This window comes from Roseibium sp., assembly GCF_051016195.1.
Lineage (GTDB): Bacteria > Pseudomonadota > Alphaproteobacteria > Rhizobiales > Stappiaceae > Roseibium.
Genome location: NZ_CP134616.1, coordinates 4,267,026 through 4,285,150, shown reverse-complemented (window position 1 = coordinate 4,285,150; position 18,125 = coordinate 4,267,026). Strand labels below are relative to the sequence as shown.

At 57.6% G+C, this 18,125-nt stretch carries 20 protein-coding genes and 1 pseudogene; 14 read left to right on the top strand and 7 right to left on the bottom strand.

What is annotated here, in order from left to right; all coding sequences use genetic code 11:
- Positions 1-126: 126 nt before the first annotated feature.
- Entirely contained in the window at positions 127-573 is a 447-nt protein-coding gene (locus RDA78_RS19550; protein WP_434051484.1) for an Lrp/AsnC family transcriptional regulator, read from the bottom strand.
- Positions 574-703: 130 nt separating this feature from the next.
- On the opposite strand from RDA78_RS19550, the pseudogene RDA78_RS19545 reads away from it, so the two are divergent.
- A pseudogene (locus tag RDA78_RS19545) lies at positions 704-1,605 on the top strand (DMT family transporter).
- Here the strand turns inward: RDA78_RS19545 and RDA78_RS19540 are convergent.
- The 3 genes from RDA78_RS19540 to RDA78_RS19530 all read right to left on the bottom strand — a co-directional run bounded on the left by RDA78_RS19540 (position 1,600) and on the right by RDA78_RS19530 (position 4,388).
- The gene (locus RDA78_RS19540; RefSeq protein WP_434056177.1) at positions 1,600-3,354 is read right to left on the bottom strand and encodes a B12-binding domain-containing radical SAM protein; all 1,755 of its coding nucleotides are present in this window, start codon (positions 3,352-3,354) and stop codon (positions 1,600-1,602) included. The pseudogene RDA78_RS19545 and the gene RDA78_RS19540 overlap by 6 nt on opposite strands.
- A gap of 118 nt (positions 3,355-3,472) precedes the next feature.
- Positions 3,473-3,832, bottom strand: a complete 360-nt coding sequence (gene yidD / locus RDA78_RS19535; protein WP_434051483.1) for a membrane protein insertion efficiency factor YidD — start codon at positions 3,830-3,832, stop codon at positions 3,473-3,475.
- A 103-nt stretch (positions 3,833-3,935) separates the two neighbouring features.
- Positions 3,936-4,388, bottom strand: coding sequence for an iron-sulfur cluster assembly scaffold protein (locus tag RDA78_RS19530; RefSeq protein ID WP_434051482.1), 453 nt, complete (start codon positions 4,386-4,388; stop codon positions 3,936-3,938).
- 288 nt (positions 4,389-4,676) lie between these two features.
- Here RDA78_RS19530 and folE point away from each other — a divergent pair, with 288 nt between their 5' ends.
- From folE to RDA78_RS19480, 10 genes are all read left to right on the top strand, one after another.
- Positions 4,677-5,309 carry a GTP cyclohydrolase I FolE gene (gene folE / locus RDA78_RS19525; protein ID WP_434051481.1) on the top strand — a complete coding sequence of 211 codons (633 nt, stop codon included), beginning with the start codon at positions 4,677-4,679 and terminating at the stop codon, positions 5,307-5,309.
- Positions 5,310-5,357: 48 nt separating this feature from the next.
- Positions 5,358-5,813, top strand: coding sequence for a phosphoribosyl-AMP cyclohydrolase (gene hisI, locus RDA78_RS19520; protein ID WP_434051480.1), 456 nt, complete (start codon positions 5,358-5,360; stop codon positions 5,811-5,813).
- 374 nt (positions 5,814-6,187) lie between these two features.
- On the top strand, positions 6,188-6,709 hold the full coding sequence (gene napF, locus RDA78_RS19515) for a ferredoxin-type protein NapF (protein ID WP_434051479.1): 522 nt from the start codon (positions 6,188-6,190) through the stop codon (positions 6,707-6,709).
- A complete protein-coding gene (locus RDA78_RS19510) occupies positions 6,706-7,008 on the top strand; it encodes a chaperone NapD (RefSeq protein WP_434051478.1) in 303 nt (100 codons plus the stop codon). The genes napF and RDA78_RS19510 overlap by 4 nt, the downstream gene beginning before the upstream one ends.
- Positions 6,995-9,487, top strand: coding sequence for a nitrate reductase catalytic subunit NapA (napA, locus tag RDA78_RS19505; protein ID WP_434051477.1), 2,493 nt, complete (start codon positions 6,995-6,997; stop codon positions 9,485-9,487). Before RDA78_RS19510 ends, napA begins: the two co-directional genes overlap by 14 nt.
- 27 nt (positions 9,488-9,514) lie before the next feature.
- Positions 9,515-10,327, top strand: a complete 813-nt coding sequence (gene napG / locus RDA78_RS19500) for a ferredoxin-type protein NapG (RefSeq protein ID WP_434051476.1) — start codon at positions 9,515-9,517, stop codon at positions 10,325-10,327.
- A complete protein-coding gene (napH, locus tag RDA78_RS19495) occupies positions 10,324-11,247 on the top strand; it encodes a quinol dehydrogenase ferredoxin subunit NapH (RefSeq protein WP_434051475.1) in 924 nt (307 codons plus the stop codon). Before napG ends, napH begins: the two co-directional genes overlap by 4 nt.
- A gap of 5 nt (positions 11,248-11,252) precedes the next feature.
- Positions 11,253-11,705: a nitrate reductase cytochrome c-type subunit gene (locus RDA78_RS19490; protein WP_434051474.1), complete on the top strand. Its 453-nt coding sequence runs from the start codon at positions 11,253-11,255 to the stop codon at positions 11,703-11,705.
- A gap of 30 nt (positions 11,706-11,735) precedes the next feature.
- Positions 11,736-12,443, top strand: a complete 708-nt coding sequence (locus RDA78_RS19485) for a NapC/NirT family cytochrome c (RefSeq protein ID WP_434051473.1) — start codon at positions 11,736-11,738, stop codon at positions 12,441-12,443.
- 68 nt (positions 12,444-12,511) lie between these two features.
- Positions 12,512-12,778 carry a hypothetical protein gene (locus RDA78_RS19480; protein ID WP_434051472.1) on the top strand — a complete coding sequence of 89 codons (267 nt, stop codon included), beginning with the start codon at positions 12,512-12,514 and terminating at the stop codon, positions 12,776-12,778.
- A 190-nt stretch (positions 12,779-12,968) separates the two neighbouring features.
- Here the strand turns inward: RDA78_RS19480 and RDA78_RS19475 are convergent, their stop codons facing one another.
- Positions 12,969-13,400: a CBS domain-containing protein gene (locus tag RDA78_RS19475; RefSeq protein ID WP_434051471.1), complete on the bottom strand. Its 432-nt coding sequence runs from the start codon at positions 13,398-13,400 to the stop codon at positions 12,969-12,971.
- Between the two features lie 110 nt (positions 13,401-13,510).
- Positions 13,511-14,296 carry a rhomboid family intramembrane serine protease gene (locus RDA78_RS19470; RefSeq protein ID WP_434051470.1) on the bottom strand — a complete coding sequence of 262 codons (786 nt, stop codon included), beginning with the start codon at positions 14,294-14,296 and terminating at the stop codon, positions 13,511-13,513.
- A 549-nt stretch (positions 14,297-14,845) separates the two neighbouring features.
- Here RDA78_RS19470 and RDA78_RS19465 point away from each other — a divergent pair.
- Together RDA78_RS19465 and RDA78_RS19460 are read left to right on the top strand one after the other, a co-directional pair.
- Complete coding sequence (locus RDA78_RS19465; protein ID WP_434051469.1) at positions 14,846-15,478, top strand: PAS domain-containing protein; 633 nt, start codon at positions 14,846-14,848, stop codon at positions 15,476-15,478.
- 322 nt (positions 15,479-15,800) lie between these two features.
- Positions 15,801-16,430: a PilZ domain-containing protein gene (locus tag RDA78_RS19460; protein WP_434051468.1), complete on the top strand. Its 630-nt coding sequence runs from the start codon at positions 15,801-15,803 to the stop codon at positions 16,428-16,430.
- Between the two features lie 314 nt (positions 16,431-16,744).
- On the opposite strand, the gene RDA78_RS19455 is transcribed toward RDA78_RS19460, so the two are convergent.
- Entirely contained in the window at positions 16,745-16,930 is a 186-nt protein-coding gene (locus RDA78_RS19455) for a hypothetical protein (protein ID WP_434051467.1), read from the bottom strand.
- A gap of 552 nt (positions 16,931-17,482) precedes the next feature.
- Between RDA78_RS19455 and RDA78_RS19450 the strand changes: the two genes are divergently transcribed.
- On the top strand, positions 17,483-18,097 hold the full coding sequence (locus RDA78_RS19450; protein WP_434051466.1) for a transglutaminase-like cysteine peptidase: 615 nt from the start codon (positions 17,483-17,485) through the stop codon (positions 18,095-18,097).
- Positions 18,098-18,125 lie beyond the last annotated feature (28 nt).

Below are 18,125 nucleotides of genomic sequence, written 5' to 3'. Positions count from 1 at the left end.
GACCATGCAGGTAAGCTGTTTGATGAATTTGGACGGCCTGCTGATAGGGTATTCTTCGGAAAACGGCAACCCTTTCCGACAGTTTGGCCCGAGTCGCGAGGCGCAGATCCCTGGGACACGATTGTCTTAGCCCGTGACAAGCGGCGGTGGACGGCGGCGGATCGGCTGGGATTTCACGATCGAGGTGCTCGTCTCCGCCTTGTCGGCAATAACGTCGAGAATATCATCCAGCTGTTCGATCGACGGCACTGCCAGGCGCGCAATGAAGCAATCATCGCCGGTGACCTTGTCGCACTCGCAGAACTCCGGGATCTCCTGGATCAGTTGCCGGACAATATGCAGTTTCCCCGGAAGCGGACGAATGCGGACGATCGCCTGCAGGCTGTAGCCGAGGGCTTTCGGATCGATCTCTGCAGTAAATCCGCGGATGACACCGCGTTCCTGCAGCCGTCTGATCCGCTCCGACACACCGGGCGACGACAGGCCGGCTTGCGCCGCCAGGTCCTTGAGCGACATGCGTCCGTCCCGGATCAGTGCTTCTACAATTTTTGCATCCGCATCGTCCAACTTCATAATATCACCTTAGATTGCCCATGCACTTTAGATAACAAACTCATTACAGAAAATCACCTAATTCATCGTATGGATACGCTCCCTTCCATTCGTCATCCTCGATCAGGTTTGAACACCAAGCGGGGAAGCCATGGACAAGACACTTCGCGGCGCGGCCGAGATGAGCGCTGCAATGACCATTCTCGGCACGATCGGTCTCTTCGTTGTTGTCTCTGGACAGGCGGCCATTGACGTCGTTTTCTGGAGATGTGCCTTTGGTGCCGTCGCCCTGTTGCTGATCTGTGCGCTGCAGGGGATGATGCGTGGGCAGATCACTTTGCGCCAGATCGCCGTGGCCACCATTGGCGGTGTCGCCATCGTCGTGAACTGGGCCATGCTGTTCAGTGCGTATAACCATGCCTCGATCGGCGTTGCGACTGCTGTCTACAACACGCAGCCCTTCATACTTGTCGGCTTTGGCGCGTTGTTTCTGGGAGAACGACTATCGGCGGCCAAACTGTCGTGGCTCGCGCTTGCGTTCTCCGGAGTCGTGCTCATCGTGCAGGCAAAACCCGAAAGTGCCGGCTCTGACGGAACGGCCTATGCGTTCGGGATCGCACTCGCTCTCGGCGCCGCTTTTTTCTGGGCCATCGCCGCGCTCCTGACCAAGAAACTGACCGGTACGCCACCGCATCTGATCGCGCTGATACAGGTCTGTGTCGGCGTGTTGATGCTGGCGCCGTTTGCAAGCTGGAGATCGCTTCCCGATAGCGGCGTTGCCTGGGGCGCATTGATTACCCTCGGTGGTGTTCACACCGGCCTGATGTACATACTCATGTACGGTGCCGTTCAGAAGCTCCCGACCTATCTGCAAGGCGCATTTTCATTCATCTACCCGGTTGTCGCGATCCTCATCGATTACGCTGCCTTCGGACAGGCCTTGCACGTATCGCAGTTCATTGGAGCAGCGGGGCGATCCTTCTTGCTGCCGCAGGTCTCACATTCGGCTGGAAGACTTTCACGCGAAAGGTGGTCTCGGACGCCGCATCATGAGGCAGCGGCCCTTTTCTTCGCCGCCTTGACGATCGATGCATCGCGTGCGGTCTTGGCCACGGCCTCAACCCCGCCGCGGGTCTCCTGGATCATGGCAAGGGTTTCCTCGCCGTCCTTTTCGATCTCTTTGATGGCAATGTCCGAATAGCTGCGCCGGTCCGGTGATGCCTTGACCTTTCGATAGATCTTGTAGACCCGCCAAGTTGCCGAGACATAGGCCCAGTGCTTGGCGGCGATCTCCCAAAGATAACGCGGGTAGAAAGTGAGCGCGCTTTCCACCGGCAAACCACTGCGCCGGTCCGTGCGGAACTTCAGGCGGAAATAGCCGCCCTCCAGCGGATGGACGCCTTCGCACTGGACCATCAGCTTGAACCACATCATGAGAAACAGCTTGTTGCCCGGCCTGCCCTTCCGATGCGCGGCGGCGCGTTTCAGGACGGTCTCGATATGCGCATCGGAATAGTAGCTTGCCCAGGCTTCCTGATAGGCTTCTTCCCATTCCGCATCCGTCATTTTCGGATGGTGGGAAACCCGGTGGTTGAGATCGTACCTGTTCAGGTCCGGATCCATCCAGGTTCCCTTGGACAAAAGCACCTTGTGATCTTCGGATCCGGGAAGCGGTGTCAGGTAAAAGAATTCCAGAAGATCAAGCGGGAGTTCGTTCTTGATGATCTCGACATCACGCAGAACAGCTTCTTTCGTGTCACCGGGAAAGCCGATGATGTAGCCGGCATATGTCGTCGCCCCATGCGCCCGCCACTTTTGCAGCATCTCACGGTACTCGGTGATCTTGTTCTGGCGTTTTTTCGCCGCCAGCAGATTGTCCGGATTGATATTCTCCAGGCCGATAAAGACGCGGTTAACCCCTGCCCGCGTTGCTTTTTCGATGAAATTCTCGATCCGGTGACAGAGCGTATCCACCTGGATGATAAACTTGATGTCGAATTTTTCCTCTTCGCGCAGAGAAATCAGTCTGTCGAACAGCGGTTCCCATTCCCGGTTCCGGGCGAAATTGTCGTCGGTGATGAAAAACCGGTTGATGCCCTGCGCGTAGTTGTCCCGGATGATCTGCTCAAGGTCGTCGGCGGATCTGAAACGGCTCTTGCGCCCCTGCACATTTATGATCGTGCAGAAGGAACACTGGAACGGACATCCGCGACCGAGATCAAAGCTGGAATGCGATCCCGCCGTGAACTGGATATGCTTTGACGGCAGGATGGGCGTCGGCTCGCCTTCGAGCGACGGCAGATCGGCCATGAAATTGTACAAGGGTTTCAGATCGTCGTTCCAGGCATCCCGAAACACCTGGTCCAGCCGGCGGTCCTCGGCCTCTCCGGCAAAAAAGCTGACCCCTTCGACCTGCAGCTCAACCATTTCCGGCGGCATCTCGTCGAGCATGGAAATGCACCCGGAGACGTGAAAGCCGCCAATCGCCGTCTGCAGCCCCTCTGCCATGAACCTGCGCGCAAGATCCGTGGCGCGCGGAAACTGGTTGGACTGGACACCGACGAGCGCGATCATGGCTTTGCCGCCTCTGCGGCGGATGTCGCGGGCCATCTTTTCCGGCCGGACGCGTTTGTTCGTTTCGTCATAGGTATGAAGGTGGATGCGCACGCCTTCGCCAAGTGCATTGCGGTCGACTGCGGCCTCCGCAAGACCGTTAAGACTGGCAAGCGTGTTGGAGGGTATGGCGGATCTCAGCCACTGGATCGGATAGCCGTCATCATCGTAGTGGGTCGGCTTGATCATAACGAAATGGAAGTCGCGCACGTCCACATCCCCTCATCTGCCCTACAGCTGACAAGGAAGCGTTGCATTCACATTACCCTAGGTCAATGCCTTAGTGGGTAGCGGCACCGGCAAAAAGCTAGTCTTCCCCATCAAGTCGGAACTCCTTCGCGATGTGCCGTCCCGTCCACTGTCCGTAGCGCCAGGGTGCGTACCAGCGGGCATTTTCGGGAAGCGCATCGGGGATCGGATCGAAACCAGACGCGCCCCAGGGATTGCATCTGAGAATACGCGACAGGCCGATCCAGCCTCCCGCCCAGAAGCCGTATCGCCGGATTGCGGTCTCCGTATATTCGGAACAGGTCGGCGCGTATCTGCAGCCGCGCCCCATGAACAGCGACAGCGAATGCCGGTAAATCCAGATGAGGCCAATCGCCGCACGGCCGGCGGGCGACAGCGCTTTATCCTGTTCGCTCTGGCAACCGGGGTTCAGACACATGGCATTGCGGTTCTGGGTGTAACGAGGAGCTAGTGCGGTGAATTTGAAGTTCGCAACATTGCTTCTGCGGTCTCCGAAGCGAACTTCAAATTTGAAAACCGCACTAGGCTGGCACCCCGTCCTCTTTGGCCCTGGCTTCGATCTGGTCGAGCGCATCGACCACGGCATCAAACGTCAGCAATGTCGATGCATGGCGCGCCTTGTACTCGCGCACCGGCTCCAGAAACTTCAGGTCTTCAAAACGCCCGCTCGGCGGCTTGCCGCCCTCCTTGAGCATCGCACGCATGGTTTTTTGAACGCCACGCAGCTCTTCGGCAGACGCTCCGACCACGTTCTGGGCCATGATTGAGGACGATGCCTGCCCGAGCGCACATGCTTTGACGTCATGGGCGAAGTCCGTCACAACACCATCTTTCACACAAACGTCAACGAGCACCGTGGACCCACAGAGCTTGGAATGCGCCTTTGCCGTTGCGTCAGGTTGCTCGAGGCGCCCGACCTTCGGGATGTTTCCGGCGAATTCAAGGATCTTCGCATTGTAGATGTCGTCAAGCATGCTCGCCTCTTCGTGAAAGCCTGTGATGCGCGACACATTGATGGCGCTTTGCTTTCTTATATATAGATCAGACGCCACGGCAAATATCGCAAGGGGCAGAGTGGTCGCAGTTGGTAATAATGAGCGTGGCAGGTACGCTCAATGCTGGCTAAACCCGCTCAGAAACTGAGCGTTCGCTTTTTGTGTGGAGTATGATAAAGGTCCCCGGCGATCAGGCCAGGACTTCATGATCTGTGCAAGAACGGGCGCCGTATGACGAGTGACAAGGGTAAATTTGCGAGGATCCCGATGGACGCAGTCCTCAAGCCGGTTCAAAAAAGATTTGAGAGAAAGTCGCCTGAACAATTGCTCAGGCCGAGCCGCGAAGAAGCCGAAGCCGCAGTGCGGACCATACTGGCCTGGACCGGCGACGATCCGGACCGCGAAGGTCTGCTGGACACGCCCAAGCGTGTGGTGAAAGCGATCAGCCAGCTTTACGGCGGCTATTTTGAAGACCCCGCCGAGCACCTTGAAAGAACCTTCGAAGATGTCGGCGGTTATCAGGATATCGTGCTGGTGCGTGGTATCCCGTTCCATTCCCATTGCGAGCACCACATGCTGCCTTTCATCGGAGAGGCGCATATCGCGTACTATCCTGCGGAAGGTGTGGTCGGCCTGTCCAAACTGGCGCGTGTTGTCGACATCTACGCCAAACGGCTGCAGACGCAGGAGAACTTGACGGCGCAGGTCGCATCCGTCATTGACGACACGCTGGCACCGCGCGGACTCGCGGTCATGATTGAAGCAGAGCATCAATGCATGACCATGCGCGGCGTTCAGAAACCGGGGGTCTCCACGATCACCACCCAGTTTACCGGTGTGTTCCAGGATGATCCGGCCGAACAGGCCAAATTCATGTCGATGGTACGCGGCAAGGGCTAGAGACCTGGAAAGCCCTTGCGTCTTCAATTCAGGCAAGGGCTTCCTTTCATGTGCAACACCAGCTTCAGCGCACGCGGCGACAAGGAAACGATCGAAAGCGGTGATTTCCTCATGCCGAAATATGACCGTGACGGCTTGATCGTCGCGGTCGTGACCGATGTTGCATCCGGCGACGTTCTGATGGTCGGCTACATGAACGAAGAAGCCCTGAAACGCACCATCGAAACGGGTGAAGCCTGGTACTGGAGCCGGTCGCGGCAAGGCTTCTGGAAAAAGGGGGAAACGTCCGGCCAGGTGCAGACGGTGCACGAAATCCTCACCGACTGCGATCAGGACGCGCTTGTGCTCAAGGTGAGCGTTGCCGGAAACGGTGCAACCTGCCACGTGGGCTACCGCTCCTGTTTTTTTCGGAAAATCATGACACCGGCAGATGGGACCGTTGGACTTGAACGGGTCGAATCCGAAAAGGTTTACGACCCGTCGGAGGTTTACGGAAAAGGCTAGACGTTGGTTTCACCCCGTTCCAGCGGGTAGAATTCTTCGCCAGAAAACAAATTTAGGTCATATATTTCAATATATTATAATAGTTTCGAAAGTAACGCACTAGTTGCATACGTATTTAAACTTATACCCGACGCAAGGTTCGTCAGCCTAAGCTCTTCCGAACAATAAGAAGAATTCAAAACTCTTGTTTTCTGTCCATACTTAGGGAGAGGCTATGGCAGAAGAGTGTGAACACGCGCGGCTGCACGTCCCCATTCAGGTCACTAGTCGTGTTTCCACCGAAATACTCGTGATTTCAAAGGCTTTGCCGGCCTCTGGCGCACGGAACGTCCGATGCATGGGGTTCAGGCCTTATGCGGCGCCGGGCTGATCTTATGCCGGAGAGAACCGACATCTCAGTCAGCCGGCGCGCCTTTTTGAAGCTGGACACGCGCGCGGAACCTGAGACCTTGCGGCCTCCGGGAACAAACGCCGCGCTGCTATCCGAATACTGCAAGGGCTGCGGTGCCTGCGTGGAAGCCTGCCCGGAGCAGATCATCGTTGCGGGCACCGGAAATTTTCCTGTTCTGGATTTTACAAAGGGTGCGTGCACATTCTGCGGCGCATGCGTTGATGCCTGCCCGTCCGGCGCGTTTTCACGGGACGTCTATTCGCAATGGTCGCTCAAAGCCGTGATAACAGACACGTGCCTGTCCCTGCAGGGCATTTCCTGCCGTGCCTGCGAAGACGCGTGCGAACCGGCAGCGATACGCTTCCGTCTGGCGATTGGTGGAAAATCCGAACCGTTGATTGACCCGCATCAATGCACAGGCTGCGGTGCCTGTGCATACCACTGTCCTGCCGCTGCGGTGACATTCAAAAGAACCGAGCCAAACAAGGAAGAGGACCCGGCATGAATATCTGCGGCTGTCTCGTACATGCGACCGTTCAATCGCTGCCTGGAATTCGAGACCGGATCGAGGCGATGGACGGTGTCGAAATCCACGCCTCCGACAACGACGGACGCCTCGTGGTCGTCGTCGAAGACACGGAAAGCAACACGGCCTCTGAACTGATCATGCAGTTGCATCAGATCCCCGGCGTTTTGTCCGTCACTCTCACCTATCACCATTTCGAAGATCTCGCGGCCCCCCGGGCCGCGTCTCTGCCAGCCAAATCCAGCCAAGTCGGAGACCGGACCAATGACAATCTCTGAAACCCGCAGGACATTCCTGAAAGCGACCGCAGCGGCCGCGACGGCTTCGGCAGCCGGCATTTCAATCGGCAACGGCCCGGCCCAGGCCCAGTTCCAGACAACCGGAATCCGCTGGGACAAGGCAGCCTGCCGTTTCTGCGGAACGGGCTGTTCCGTGCTCGTGGGCACCAAGGACGGCCGCGTGGTCGCAACCCAGGGCGATCCTGATGCACCGGTAAACCGCGGGCTCAACTGCATCAAGGGCTATTTCCTGTCCAAGATCATGTATGGCGAAGACCGGCTAACCCAGCCTTTGCTGCGCAAGTCCAACGGTGTCTACGACAAAAACGGCGAGTTCGAACCGGTCAGCTGGGACGAAGCCTTTGACGTCATGGCGGAAAAATGGAAGGAAGCGCTCAAGAAGAAGGGGCCGACCAGCGTCGGCATGTTCGGCTCCGGCCAATGGACCGTTTGGGAGGGATATGCCGCCGCGAAACTGATGAAGGCCGGTTTCCGCTCCAACAACATCGACCCCAACGCCCGTCACTGCATGGCGTCAGCCGTTGTCGGCTTCATGCGGAGCTTCGGCATCGACGAGCCCATGGGCTGCTACGACGATTTTGAACACGCGGACACGTTCGTTCTCTGGGGTTCGAACATGGCGGAGATGCACCCCATTCTCTGGTCCCGCCTCACCGACACGCGCCTCACCAAACCCGGTGCCCAGGTGCACGTCCTGTCGACTTTCGAGCATCGCTCGTTCGAGCTTGCGGACAACGGCATCATCTTCAAGCCTCAGACGGACCTGGCGATCCTGAACTATATCGCCAACCACATCATCTCGACCGGACGCGTCAACGAAGACTTCGTGTCAAAGCATGTCAACATTGCAAAGACGGCGACGGATATCGGTTACGGCCTGCGTCCCGACAACCCGCTCCAGGAAGCTGCCGCGAACCCGGACTCCGGTGCAATGGAGGCCATCAGCTTCGACGAATATGCCGCTTCGGTGGCCGAATACACGTTGGACAAGGTTTCAGAACTTTCAGGAGTTCCGGCAGAACAGCTCGAATTCCTGGCAGAGCAGTATGCCGACCCGTCACGCAAGGTCATGAGCCTCTGGACAATGGGGTTCAACCAGCACACACGTGGGTCCTGGGTCAATTCATTGTGCTACAACGTCCATCTTCTGACAGGAAAGATTTCCGAGCCGGGCAACTCCCCCTTCTCGCTGACCGGCCAGCCATCCGCTTGCGGTACGGCACGAGAGGTCGGCACCTTTGCTCACCGGCTGCCGGCCGACATGGTCGTCAACAATGACGAACACCGGAAAATTTGCGAAGAGGCCTGGAAAATACCGGAAGGAACGATCCCGCCGAAGCCCGGTTTCCATGCAGTATTGCAGCACCGCAAGCTGAAGGACGGTGACCTCAACGCGTATTGGGTCCAGTGCAACAACAACATGCAGGCGGCACCCAATCTCAACGAGGAGGGCTATCCCGGCTACCGGAACCCGGAGAACTTCATCACCGTATCGGACCCCTACCCGACGGTGACGGCGGTGTCCGCCGACCTGATCCTGCCGACGGCCATGTGGGTCGAAAAGGAAGGAGCCTACGGTAATGCCGAACGCCGGACCCAGTTCTGGCGCCAGCAGGTTCATGCACCGGGAGAAGCGAAGTCCGACCTTTGGCAACTGATGGAATTCTCCAAGCGCTTCACGGTCGAGGAAGTTTGGGGCGAGGAACTCCTTGCCAAGATGCCCGAGCATCGCGGCAAGACCATGTATGACGTTCTTTATGCCAACGGTCAGGTCGACAAGTTTCCACTGAGCGAAACCGCCGAAGGGTTCGACAACGACGATGCCGAGCATTTCGGTTTCTACGTTCAAAAGGGTCTGTTTGAAGAATATGCCGGGTTTGGCCGCGGACACGCCCATGACCTTGCACCGTTCGAGACCTATCACAAGGCCCGCGGTCTGCGTTGGCCGGTGGTCGACGGCAAGGAAACGCTTTATCGGTTCCGCGAAGGCTACGATCCCTACGTGCCGGAGGGCGAAAACGTCCGCTTTTACGGATACAAGGACGGCAAGGCCAAGATCATCTTCGCGCCCTACGAAGACCCGCCGGAAGTACCCGATGAGAACTTCGATCTTTGGCTGTGTACGGGCCGCGTCCTGGAACACTGGCATTCAGGGTCGATGACCCGGCGCGTGCCGGAGCTGCACCGGGCTTTCCCGCTCGCCGTGGTGTTCATGCATCCTTCGGACGCCGAAGCTCGCGGACTGCGCAACGGCCAGGAAATCCTGATCTCCACCCGCCGCGGTGAAGTTCGCAGCAAGCTGGCGACCCGTGGGCGCAACAAGGTCCCTCAGGGTCTTGTGTTCATGCCGTGGTTCGACGAGGGGCAGCTCACCAACAAGCTGACACTGGATGCCACCTGTCCGCTGTCGAAGGAAACCGACTTCAAGAAATGCGCCTGCAAGGTGGAGCGCGTCTAGGCGCCTTCACCGGACCGGATACCTGCCATGGCAACGCCACAGCTTACACAGTCCCGCCGCCGCTTTCTGACCGACACCGCTCGGATGGCTGGCGGCTGTGCTGTTGCCGGTCTTGGCCTGGCTTATGTGGCCCGCGATGCGAGGGCTCTGCCCGCCGACGCTCTGCGTCCTCCGGGCGCTCTTGCCGAAGATGACTTTCTGGGCGCCTGCATAAGGTGCGGCCTGTGCGTTCGGGACTGCCCGTTCGATACATTGAAACTGGCAGAACTCGGCGCCGACGGTCCGGCAACGGGGACACCCTATTTCACGGCGCGATCCGTGCCGTGCGAGATGTGCGACGACATTCCCTGTGTTGCCGCCTGCCCGACCGGTGCACTGGACCCTGCTCTCGATCACATTGACGATGCCCGCATGGGAACGGCCGTTCTGGTTGATCAGGAGAATTGCCTGAATTTCCACGGCCTCCGCTGCGATGTCTGTTACCGGGTCTGTCCCGCGATCGACGCGGCAATCACGCTGAAGGCTTCGCACGACGAGCGCTCGGGCCACCACGCGATTTTCGCCCCGACCGTGGACGCCGATCACTGCACCGGGTGCGGACTTTGCGAAAAAAGCTGCGTCCTGCCGGAAGCCGCGATCAAGGTCTTACCCGTGCGACTGGCTCGTGGAGAAGCAGCGGACCATTACCGGCGCGGCTGGGAAGAGAAGGAAAAGAACGGCGCTCCTCTTGTCGACGGGCTGATCGACCTGCCCGACCGCCTCCCCGGCCCCGGCACAGACAATCTCGCAGCTCCCGGCGGGTTCGAACCGGCCTACAAGTTACCGGGAGGTGCGCAATGAGCATGCAGACGCAATTGCCTGTCGGGTACGAGGCGATTGAAGCGAAGGGCCGGATCGGTTCCAGACGCTATCTTCTGCTGCGGCGGGCAAGCCAGCTGTTCTTCCTTGCGGTCTTTCTGACGGGTCCTTTGTTCGGCTTCTGGATTGCGAAAGGCACCCTCGCCGGATCCTTGACATTCGACATTCTTCCGCTGACCGATCCCCTGGTGGTGCTGCAAAGCGTGACGGCGGGGCACTGGCTGACGGCAACCGCCCTGACCGGCGCGCTGATCGTTTTGGCCGCTTACGCGCTCGTCGGCGGAAGGGCCTACTGTTCCTGGGTCTGCCCCATCAATCCGGTCACGGATGCTGCCCACTGGATGCACCGGCGCCTCGGCCTGCCAAAGGGCTGGCAACCCAAGCGATCTACGCGCTACTGGCTGTTGGGCGCCATCCTCATGGCTTCCTTTGCGACCGGGACGATCGCATGGGAAATCATAAACCCGGTCACGATGGTCCACAGGGGCCTTGTCTTCGGTCTGTCTGCAGCATGGCTGGTGGTCGCGGCCATCTTTCTTTTCGATCTCTTCGTATCGCGGCGCGGCTGGTGCGGTCACCTTTGCCCGGTCGGAGCCTTTTACGGCCTGATCGGCAGGACGGCGTTGTTGCGTGTGAGCGCGCAGAACAGGGCGGCCTGCGATGATTGCATGGATTGTTATGCGGTCTGTCCGGAAAACCAGGTGATTTCCCCCGCTCTCAAGGGATCGCCCGGGTCATCTCCAGTCATTCTCGCAGGTGACTGCACCAATTGCGGCGCCTGCATCGATGTCTGCGCCGAGGACGTCTTCAAATTCACCCACCGGTTCGACAATGGGATTGCCGAACCCACAACTCAATTCGCGCCCCAACAATGCGCTGCAAGTTTGATGCACAAGGAGTGATCTCGATGAAAAAGCCGGTACTCGCGGGCATCGCCGCTCTCGCCTTACTCACAGGCATTGGCGGGCTTGCCATCGCCCAGCAGCTGGACGTCAAGGCCATGCGCTCAGACCCGGTCGACGAGCTCAACAGGCTGGGGCCGGACTTCAAATGGGAGGGCAAGGAAGGACGCATGCAGCGGAACTACCGCCAGCAGCCGCCGCTCATCCCGCACTCGATCGCCCAGTACCAGATCGATATCCGCACCAATCAGTGCCTGTCCTGCCACGACTGGACAAAGGCCGGCGAACGCAGCGCACCAACGCTTTCGATGACGCACTATCTGGACCGGGACGGCAACGAACTCGATCATATCGCCGGGACACGCTATTTCTGCAATCAGTGCCATGTCCCGCAGGCGGACGTGCCCGCACTGGTCGACAACGAATTCGAGCCCTCTTCTCCCATTCAAACCCGCTAATGCGCTCAATCGCGACAAGGAGCCTTCAACATGGCTGAAAACTCCGAAAACGAGAAGCCGGGCAACCCGATCCGCCGAGCCTGGAACTGGTTCTGGACGCCGACCAAGGTTTTGAGCGCAGGCTTCGTGCTGATTGCAGGGTTTCTGGGCGGCATCATGTTTTGGGGCGGCTTTCACTGGACACTGGAACTCACCAACACCGAGGAATTCTGTACCAGCTGCCACAGCATGGAAACCAATCTCGCCGAGTACCGCACGACCATTCATTACAGCAATCACTCGGGCGTGCGGGCGATCTGCTCGGACTGTCATGTCCCTCATGAATGGCAGCACAAGCTCAAGGCCAAGATCATGGCCGTGAAGGACGTCTATCACGAGGTCGTCGGGACCATCAGCACGCCTCAGAAATATGAGGAGCACAGGGCTGCGATGGCTGCGGTGGTCTGGCGCAAGATGAAGCTCTCCGACAGCCGCGAGTGCCGGAATTGCCATAACTTCAAGTATATGGATTTCACGGTACAGGAAACGCGGGCGGCCTCCGAGCATCAGCGCGCGATCGACAACAACATGACGTGCATCGACTGTCATCAGGGCATAGCCCACGATCTAGCGCCCGGATACCAGGAGCACTACCGCGAAGTGATCGAGGAACTCCAGGCGAGCAACGCCATACCGGCCGAACCTGGCAAAAGCGTCGCTGCGATGCGGTCCTATGTCTCCGAATTGGCTGAAAAGTAAAGCACACGATGTCCGGGGCCTCAGGTCCCCGGGCGCAATGATGCCCCAGCAAGGAAAAAGGCGATCACATGCTCGGAATTCTCGATCTACTTGGAACCATCGGCGGAAACGTTCTGAGCCTGCCCGGTATCCTTGGCCTGGCACTTGGCATGATGACCAGAAACTGGATCCTGGCCGGGATCATGGGCGCCATCGTCGGGGTTGCTGAAACGTTCATCTTCGCGGGCTTCAACATGGCGGAGGTGCATATGTTCGATCTCTCCATCGCCGTCATCGTTGGCGTGCTGGCCGCAAGTGTAGGCTGCGTGATCCGTCACAAGGGGGCAACTGTCTGACCAGGGCGCGGCTCAAAGACGCGCCCCCTGAAGCGACTCCAGACAGACGTACCACTGGCAAAAAGTCATGCCGCACGCAGGAAAACCACTCAGTCGGCATCCGTCTGGGCAGGAAACTGCAGGATACCAATTGCTTTCAAAATACATTGCGGCGGCCGTGCCGCACAGGCCTGCTTTGGCTGCTGTTGCATCAAGCCATTGAGATGTAGTTGCGCATCTGCTCGGCTTCGAGCTCGACCTGTGCGATCTTGTGCTTGACGACATCTCCAATGGAAATCACACCGGCAAGTTTCCCATCCTTGACAACAGGCATGTGACGGAAGCGGCCCTGAGTCATGCGCGCCATGACCTCATTGACGCTGTTGTCCTCGCTGCAGGTCACGACTTCCTTCGTCATGACGCTGGATACCGGCAGGTTGAGAGACGAGGTGCCCTGGGTTCCGATGGCTCTGACGACGTCACGCTCGGAGACAATTCCCTCTATGCGCTTGTCGCCGGAACACACCACGACGGCGCCGATCTTGTTCTTTGCCAGGGTCTCGCAGATATCGCTCAGCGGTGTGTCTGCATTTGCGGTAATTGTATCGTGGCCTTTACCACTCAGGATCGCGGCGACGGTCATTGTTGAACACCTCCCATGACAAAACGACCCGAAACAGTCGGATCACTCGCATCATGGCAAAAAAATGAGGTCACGCAAACCTATATCGCAGCGGTAATTCGTCCGCGGGATCAGGCCGATCTGCGCGGCACGGGATCAAGTAAAGGAAACAGGGCGAGCCCTGCCACGAAGCCCCCGATATGGGCTTGCCACGCAACGCTCGCCGGCTCTCCGGCAACGGGACCGCTCAGCAGTCCGAAGAAGATGTTGAGCCCGAACCAAACCGCAACGAACACCAGAACCTGCTGATTTTTGAAACACTCGGCCAACGGTTGCGCGGGCACAAAATAGGCACGCGGGTCGGAACGCCTGAAAGCCCCGAGCGGCCCGCCGAGCTCGAAAACAAAACGAAGAGCCGCTGCCATCTGGCCGGAAATCGCTGCAGAAGCCCCGATCATGGGAACCGGTTCGCCCCAATGTGTTGCCAGATGCGCGAAGGCACCCCCGACGGAACACAAGGCGGAAAAGAGAAGGAACCGACCGGTGCCGAACCGTCTCGCCACCGCGCTGCCGAAGATCGCCATCCATAGAAGGTTGAAAATAATGTGGGTAGCACCGCCATGAAGAAGCGAATAGGTCACGGTTGCCCAAAGACTGGCGGCCATGTCGATAACCGACAAGTTGGCAAAGAATGCATACTTGATCGGCCAGAACGCAAACAGGGCGAGAACAAGGTTGTCCCACGCGACAGGCAGCAGGAAAACCCTGACAAGGTGGATCGCGATCAGGATCCCGCTGAGCCAGACGATAATGTCCGGCAGATTGAGCGCAGGTGGCCCACTGGGGGTTTTGCGGGACTGCTCCCGCTCTGCTTGCTCACGACGGTTGCGCTCTTCGTCGAATTTGTAAACGTTCATGGACTACCGGCCTCTTCCCTCTTCCTTCTAAGGGACATCCTCGACAAAACAAGGGGTCGCCAGCATCGCAGGCACGGGTTTCGGTAAATTTAATGAATTATCTTCCGCTTTCATTGCGAAGAAAATGAAAAGTCGGCGGAAGCCGGCATATGTTGCCGGCTTCCGCCGTCGGGCGCGTCCCCACGCGTCCCATTTAAAAATCGTTTTGCTTCGCGTCTTTTTCAGACCGCTTCCGGACAGGCTGTCACGCCGCAGTAAAAAATCGGCACCTTTGTCCGTCGCCAACCCATGTCGTGCCATCGGCACCAGTATGAATAGAACGTAAACGTGCCACCGCTCCGCACCGCAGACAAGCGCTACCCTGATTTAACCTTAACCGCTCCGGCCAAACGAAATTTCCAAAGCGGTCAATCACTTGGCACGCCCCCTGCTCTGTATTCGCCAAACAAAAACAAAACAGGTCAAACGCCCCATTTTGAAACAGAACCTGTCTTGAGACGGAACATGGGGTGTCAGAAGGTAACAAGGCGAAGCAAGATGAAACATGGCGTGACACAGACACTTTATTCATATTGGGACAACCTGCGCGGTACACGCCCCGCTCCGAACCGCAGCGAAGTTGATCCGGGTGAAATCAGGGCACTGCTGGGCGATACGTTCATTCTGGAAACAAAAGGCGCGCAGGATGTGCGCTATCGCCTCGCGGGCACTCGTCTTTGTTCAGCGCATTGCCGCGAACTCAAGGGCCGCAATTTCCTGCGCGGCTGGAGCACGAAAGACAGGGAAGCGCTCGAAAGCCTTGTCGCTGCAATCACGGAGGACGCGGCTGCCGCTGTCATCGGTGTGAGCGGACACACGGAAAGAAATCAGGAACTGCACATGGAAATGCTGCTGCTGCCGCTTAATGTTCCAGGTGAAGGCAGGATTCGCATCCTGGGCAGTTGCACCCCGATGGACAAGCCGTACTGGATCGGGCTGCTTCCCATTTTGAACCAGTCAATCAACAGCCTCAGACTTGTCTGGCCGGACGAACGGCCGTTCTTCGCGGAGCCCTCGAATTCCGTGAATCCGATCCTGCCGCGCTTCACGGCCGAGGGCATGAACATGCCCGCAGCACCTCTCCCGCAGGGTGCTGAACGGCAGGTAGGTCACCTGACGGTTTACAGCGGCGGAAAGTCCTGACGCTCGAAACAGCCATTCACCCCCCCGTCGTCTTGCCTGATCTCCGGAAACCCGCCCACTGGCGGGTTTTCCATCTAATGCATCCCGTCGCAGTGTAAGGCACCCCGAAAAGAGTAGCGTCAAAGACAATCACAATCTTGACGTGTTTCCGCCCTTCCCGTGCCGGATTGGGTTGTCAGAATTTTTTTCTCGATGAAACGCTCTCAAATGCGCACATTCTTACACATCGTTAACCCCATCTGCCTAAAGTGGTGAAGAGACGTTTGGAGATTCTAGTCTCGGTCAAAGGTGGGGCGAGACACACTGTTTGGATAGAACGGGCATGGACGCCGGATTGGCAGCAGCACCAGAGGGAAGCAAAACGCTTCAGGTCACGGACCGCAGACGGCACCAGCGTGTTCAAGTTGATATACTTGGCCGTTTCATGCTGGAAGACCGACGGGAGTATCCTTGCCAGATAATCGACATGTCTCCGGGCGGCATGGCAATGATCACACCCGTCGAAGGACGTGTCGGAGAGAGGGTTGTCGCCTATCTCGACCATCTCAGCCGTGTCGAAGGGCGGATCTCACGCGTGATTGACGGCGGCTTTGCGGTCGAACTCAGGAACACTGCCCGCAAACGCGACAAGATCGCCAACGTTCTGACCTGGCTCGCCAACCGGGATGAACTGAATCTTCCCGAAGACCGTCGTCACGACCGGTTTGTTCCGAAAAACCCGATGACGAAAATGGTCCTGCCGGACGGTTCGGAACATGTGTGCCGGATTATCGACGTTTCGCTGTCTGGTGCCGCGATTGCGACCGACAGCATGCCCGAGATGGGAGACCCGATCACACTCGGCAAGATGCAGGCGCGCGTGGTGCGGCGTATTGAGGGCGGTATTGCCGTTGAATTCGCTGCCGTTCAAAGCCGTGAACTGCTGGAACACCACATTTCCGCTCCAGACTGAGCAAGCCTTTCAGCTACCTCGAAGAAATGTCCGCGTGTGCAGCATGCCTGCTGCCGCCTTTGCCGGCTGCGCCCCTTCCCAATAAGCCGCCGTATCCTAGTCACCTGAATCTGAAGTTCGTTCGAAGACCGCTGCAAAATGAGTCGAACTTCAGATTCAGGTGACTAGGTGATGACCCCATAATGGTTTGAGGCGGCTAGCTTCTCGTCAAGGCGCGAAAGCGCAGGAGTTGTGGTTCATTTTCAAGCCTTTCGCGACGTGGCAGTTGGTCAAAACAATCCAAGCCAAATTGACTTCAGTTGCGAGTCCTTGCCCTAAAGCTGTTCGGCCAGCTTGCGCCCGGCTCCCGTAAGGACAACATCCAGGGGCTTCGGTCCGACCCGCCGCAAAAGTCCTTCCTCTTGCAATTGCTCCAGTCTCAGAGTGTCGGCTGTAAACAAATAGACACGCCCGGCCGCCAGTATCCGCAAAAACCGCTTCTCATCAGGCGTCAGATCCACCGCAGGTACTCCTGGTTGAACATTTCTGCTTGTCTCATTCTCCTGCGCCGATCACAAGACCGGCCTTGAAGCCGGTGCGGGTTCTGTTCCGAAAAGAGCTCGCAGTGCATTGAAACCTGTTCTCCAGGTATGCCTAAGTCTCGGTAAGAGCAAAAAGAATACGATTTTTTGCAGGTTTGGAGTGCGTGTGCCGCCCAGCCCGACTGACCGCGTTGCATCAAACTTCATTTTTTTGCGGCTCGTTCCAATTTTCTTTTTCTCGAATTCATACTGATTTGGATCGGGAACAAGGCCGCTCAAGGCATTCTTTCTGGCAATCGGCCTCACGTCTCACAGAAAGAAAATTTGGAAGAACCCATGAATTTCAGATAGATACAGCGGCTCGATAAAATTTTATGAAACCTCGATTCAAGTTTGCCTAAAATGAATACTTCATTTGACTAAAATGTAATTCAAAATAGATTAAAGTATAAATTAGGTTTTACTTCGCAGATTTTCGTGAAGTAAAATCGATTGAGTCATCGTTACGTCAGCCTTGGGGAGGGCGTTACGATGAAATTACTTGGAAATATACTTGCCGCTGCCACGGTATTTATTACAGGAACTATAGCCGGAAATGCAGCGAATGCTGATCCGGGCCGCTTCATGGACATGAACGCGCCGGTGAAAGCCCCGATCGGGCACAAGCAGTTTTGCCGCGACAACGGCTGGGCGTGCCCGAACGAAAGCTACAAGGCTGTCGTCGTCAAACTGGACGAAGCACGCTGGAACCAGTTGATCGCCATCAATGCGGACGTCAACCGTCGCGTCCGCCCGATGACGGACGACGATCTCTTCGGCAAGGTTGAACACTGGTCCTACCCCGTGAACGGTTACGGTGACTGCGAGGAGTACGTGCTTGAGAAGCAGCGGGTTCTGATCGAGGCGGGATGGCCGAAAAGCGCACTTCTGATCACTGTCGCCAAGGACATGGACAATGCCGGTCACGCGGTTCTGACCGTGCGCACCGATCACGGCGACATGATCCTCGACAACCAGATTGAGGCAGTTCTGCCCTGGTACTCGACGCCTTACCGCTACATCAAACGGCAATCCGCACGTTCGCCTGTCCAGTGGACCGGCATTTCAGACACACGCGTCACTACAGTCAGCAGCGTGTCAAGATAAGGCAAGGGATCGGCCCTTCGGGGTCGTC

Coding starts and splice junctions, on each gene's coding strand:
- RDA78_RS19490 (WP_434051474.1), top strand. CDS start 11,253: ATGAAAAAGCCGGTACTCGCGGGCATCGCCGCTCTCGCCTTACTCACA.
- napA (WP_434051477.1), top strand. CDS start 6,995: ATGACAATCTCTGAAACCCGCAGGACATTCCTGAAAGCGACCGCAGCG.
- napF (WP_434051479.1), top strand. CDS start 6,188: ATGCCGGAGAGAACCGACATCTCAGTCAGCCGGCGCGCCTTTTTGAAG.
- napH (WP_434051475.1), top strand. CDS start 10,324: ATGAGCATGCAGACGCAATTGCCTGTCGGGTACGAGGCGATTGAAGCG.
- RDA78_RS19540 (WP_434056177.1), bottom strand. CDS start 3,354: ATGATCAAGCCGACCCACTACGATGATGACGGCTATCCGATCCAGTGG.
- yidD (WP_434051483.1), bottom strand. CDS start 3,832: ATGTGTCTGAACCCCGGTTGCCAGAGCGAACAGGATAAAGCGCTGTCG.
- RDA78_RS19485 (WP_434051473.1), top strand. CDS start 11,736: ATGGCTGAAAACTCCGAAAACGAGAAGCCGGGCAACCCGATCCGCCGA.
- RDA78_RS19475 (WP_434051471.1), bottom strand. CDS start 13,400: ATGACCGTCGCCGCGATCCTGAGTGGTAAAGGCCACGATACAATTACC.
- RDA78_RS19550 (WP_434051484.1), bottom strand. CDS start 573: ATGAAGTTGGACGATGCGGATGCAAAAATTGTAGAAGCACTGATCCGG.
- hisI (WP_434051480.1), top strand. CDS start 5,358: ATGTGCAACACCAGCTTCAGCGCACGCGGCGACAAGGAAACGATCGAA.
- RDA78_RS19460 (WP_434051468.1), top strand. CDS start 15,801: ATGGACGCCGGATTGGCAGCAGCACCAGAGGGAAGCAAAACGCTTCAG.
- napG (WP_434051476.1), top strand. CDS start 9,515: ATGGCAACGCCACAGCTTACACAGTCCCGCCGCCGCTTTCTGACCGAC.
- RDA78_RS19530 (WP_434051482.1), bottom strand. CDS start 4,388: ATGCTTGACGACATCTACAATGCGAAGATCCTTGAATTCGCCGGAAAC.
- RDA78_RS19480 (WP_434051472.1), top strand. CDS start 12,512: ATGCTCGGAATTCTCGATCTACTTGGAACCATCGGCGGAAACGTTCTG.
- folE (WP_434051481.1), top strand. CDS start 4,677: ATGGACGCAGTCCTCAAGCCGGTTCAAAAAAGATTTGAGAGAAAGTCG.
- RDA78_RS19470 (WP_434051470.1), bottom strand. CDS start 14,296: ATGAACGTTTACAAATTCGACGAAGAGCGCAACCGTCGTGAGCAAGCA.
- RDA78_RS19510 (WP_434051478.1), top strand. CDS start 6,706: ATGAATATCTGCGGCTGTCTCGTACATGCGACCGTTCAATCGCTGCCT.
- RDA78_RS19450 (WP_434051466.1), top strand. CDS start 17,483: ATGAAATTACTTGGAAATATACTTGCCGCTGCCACGGTATTTATTACA.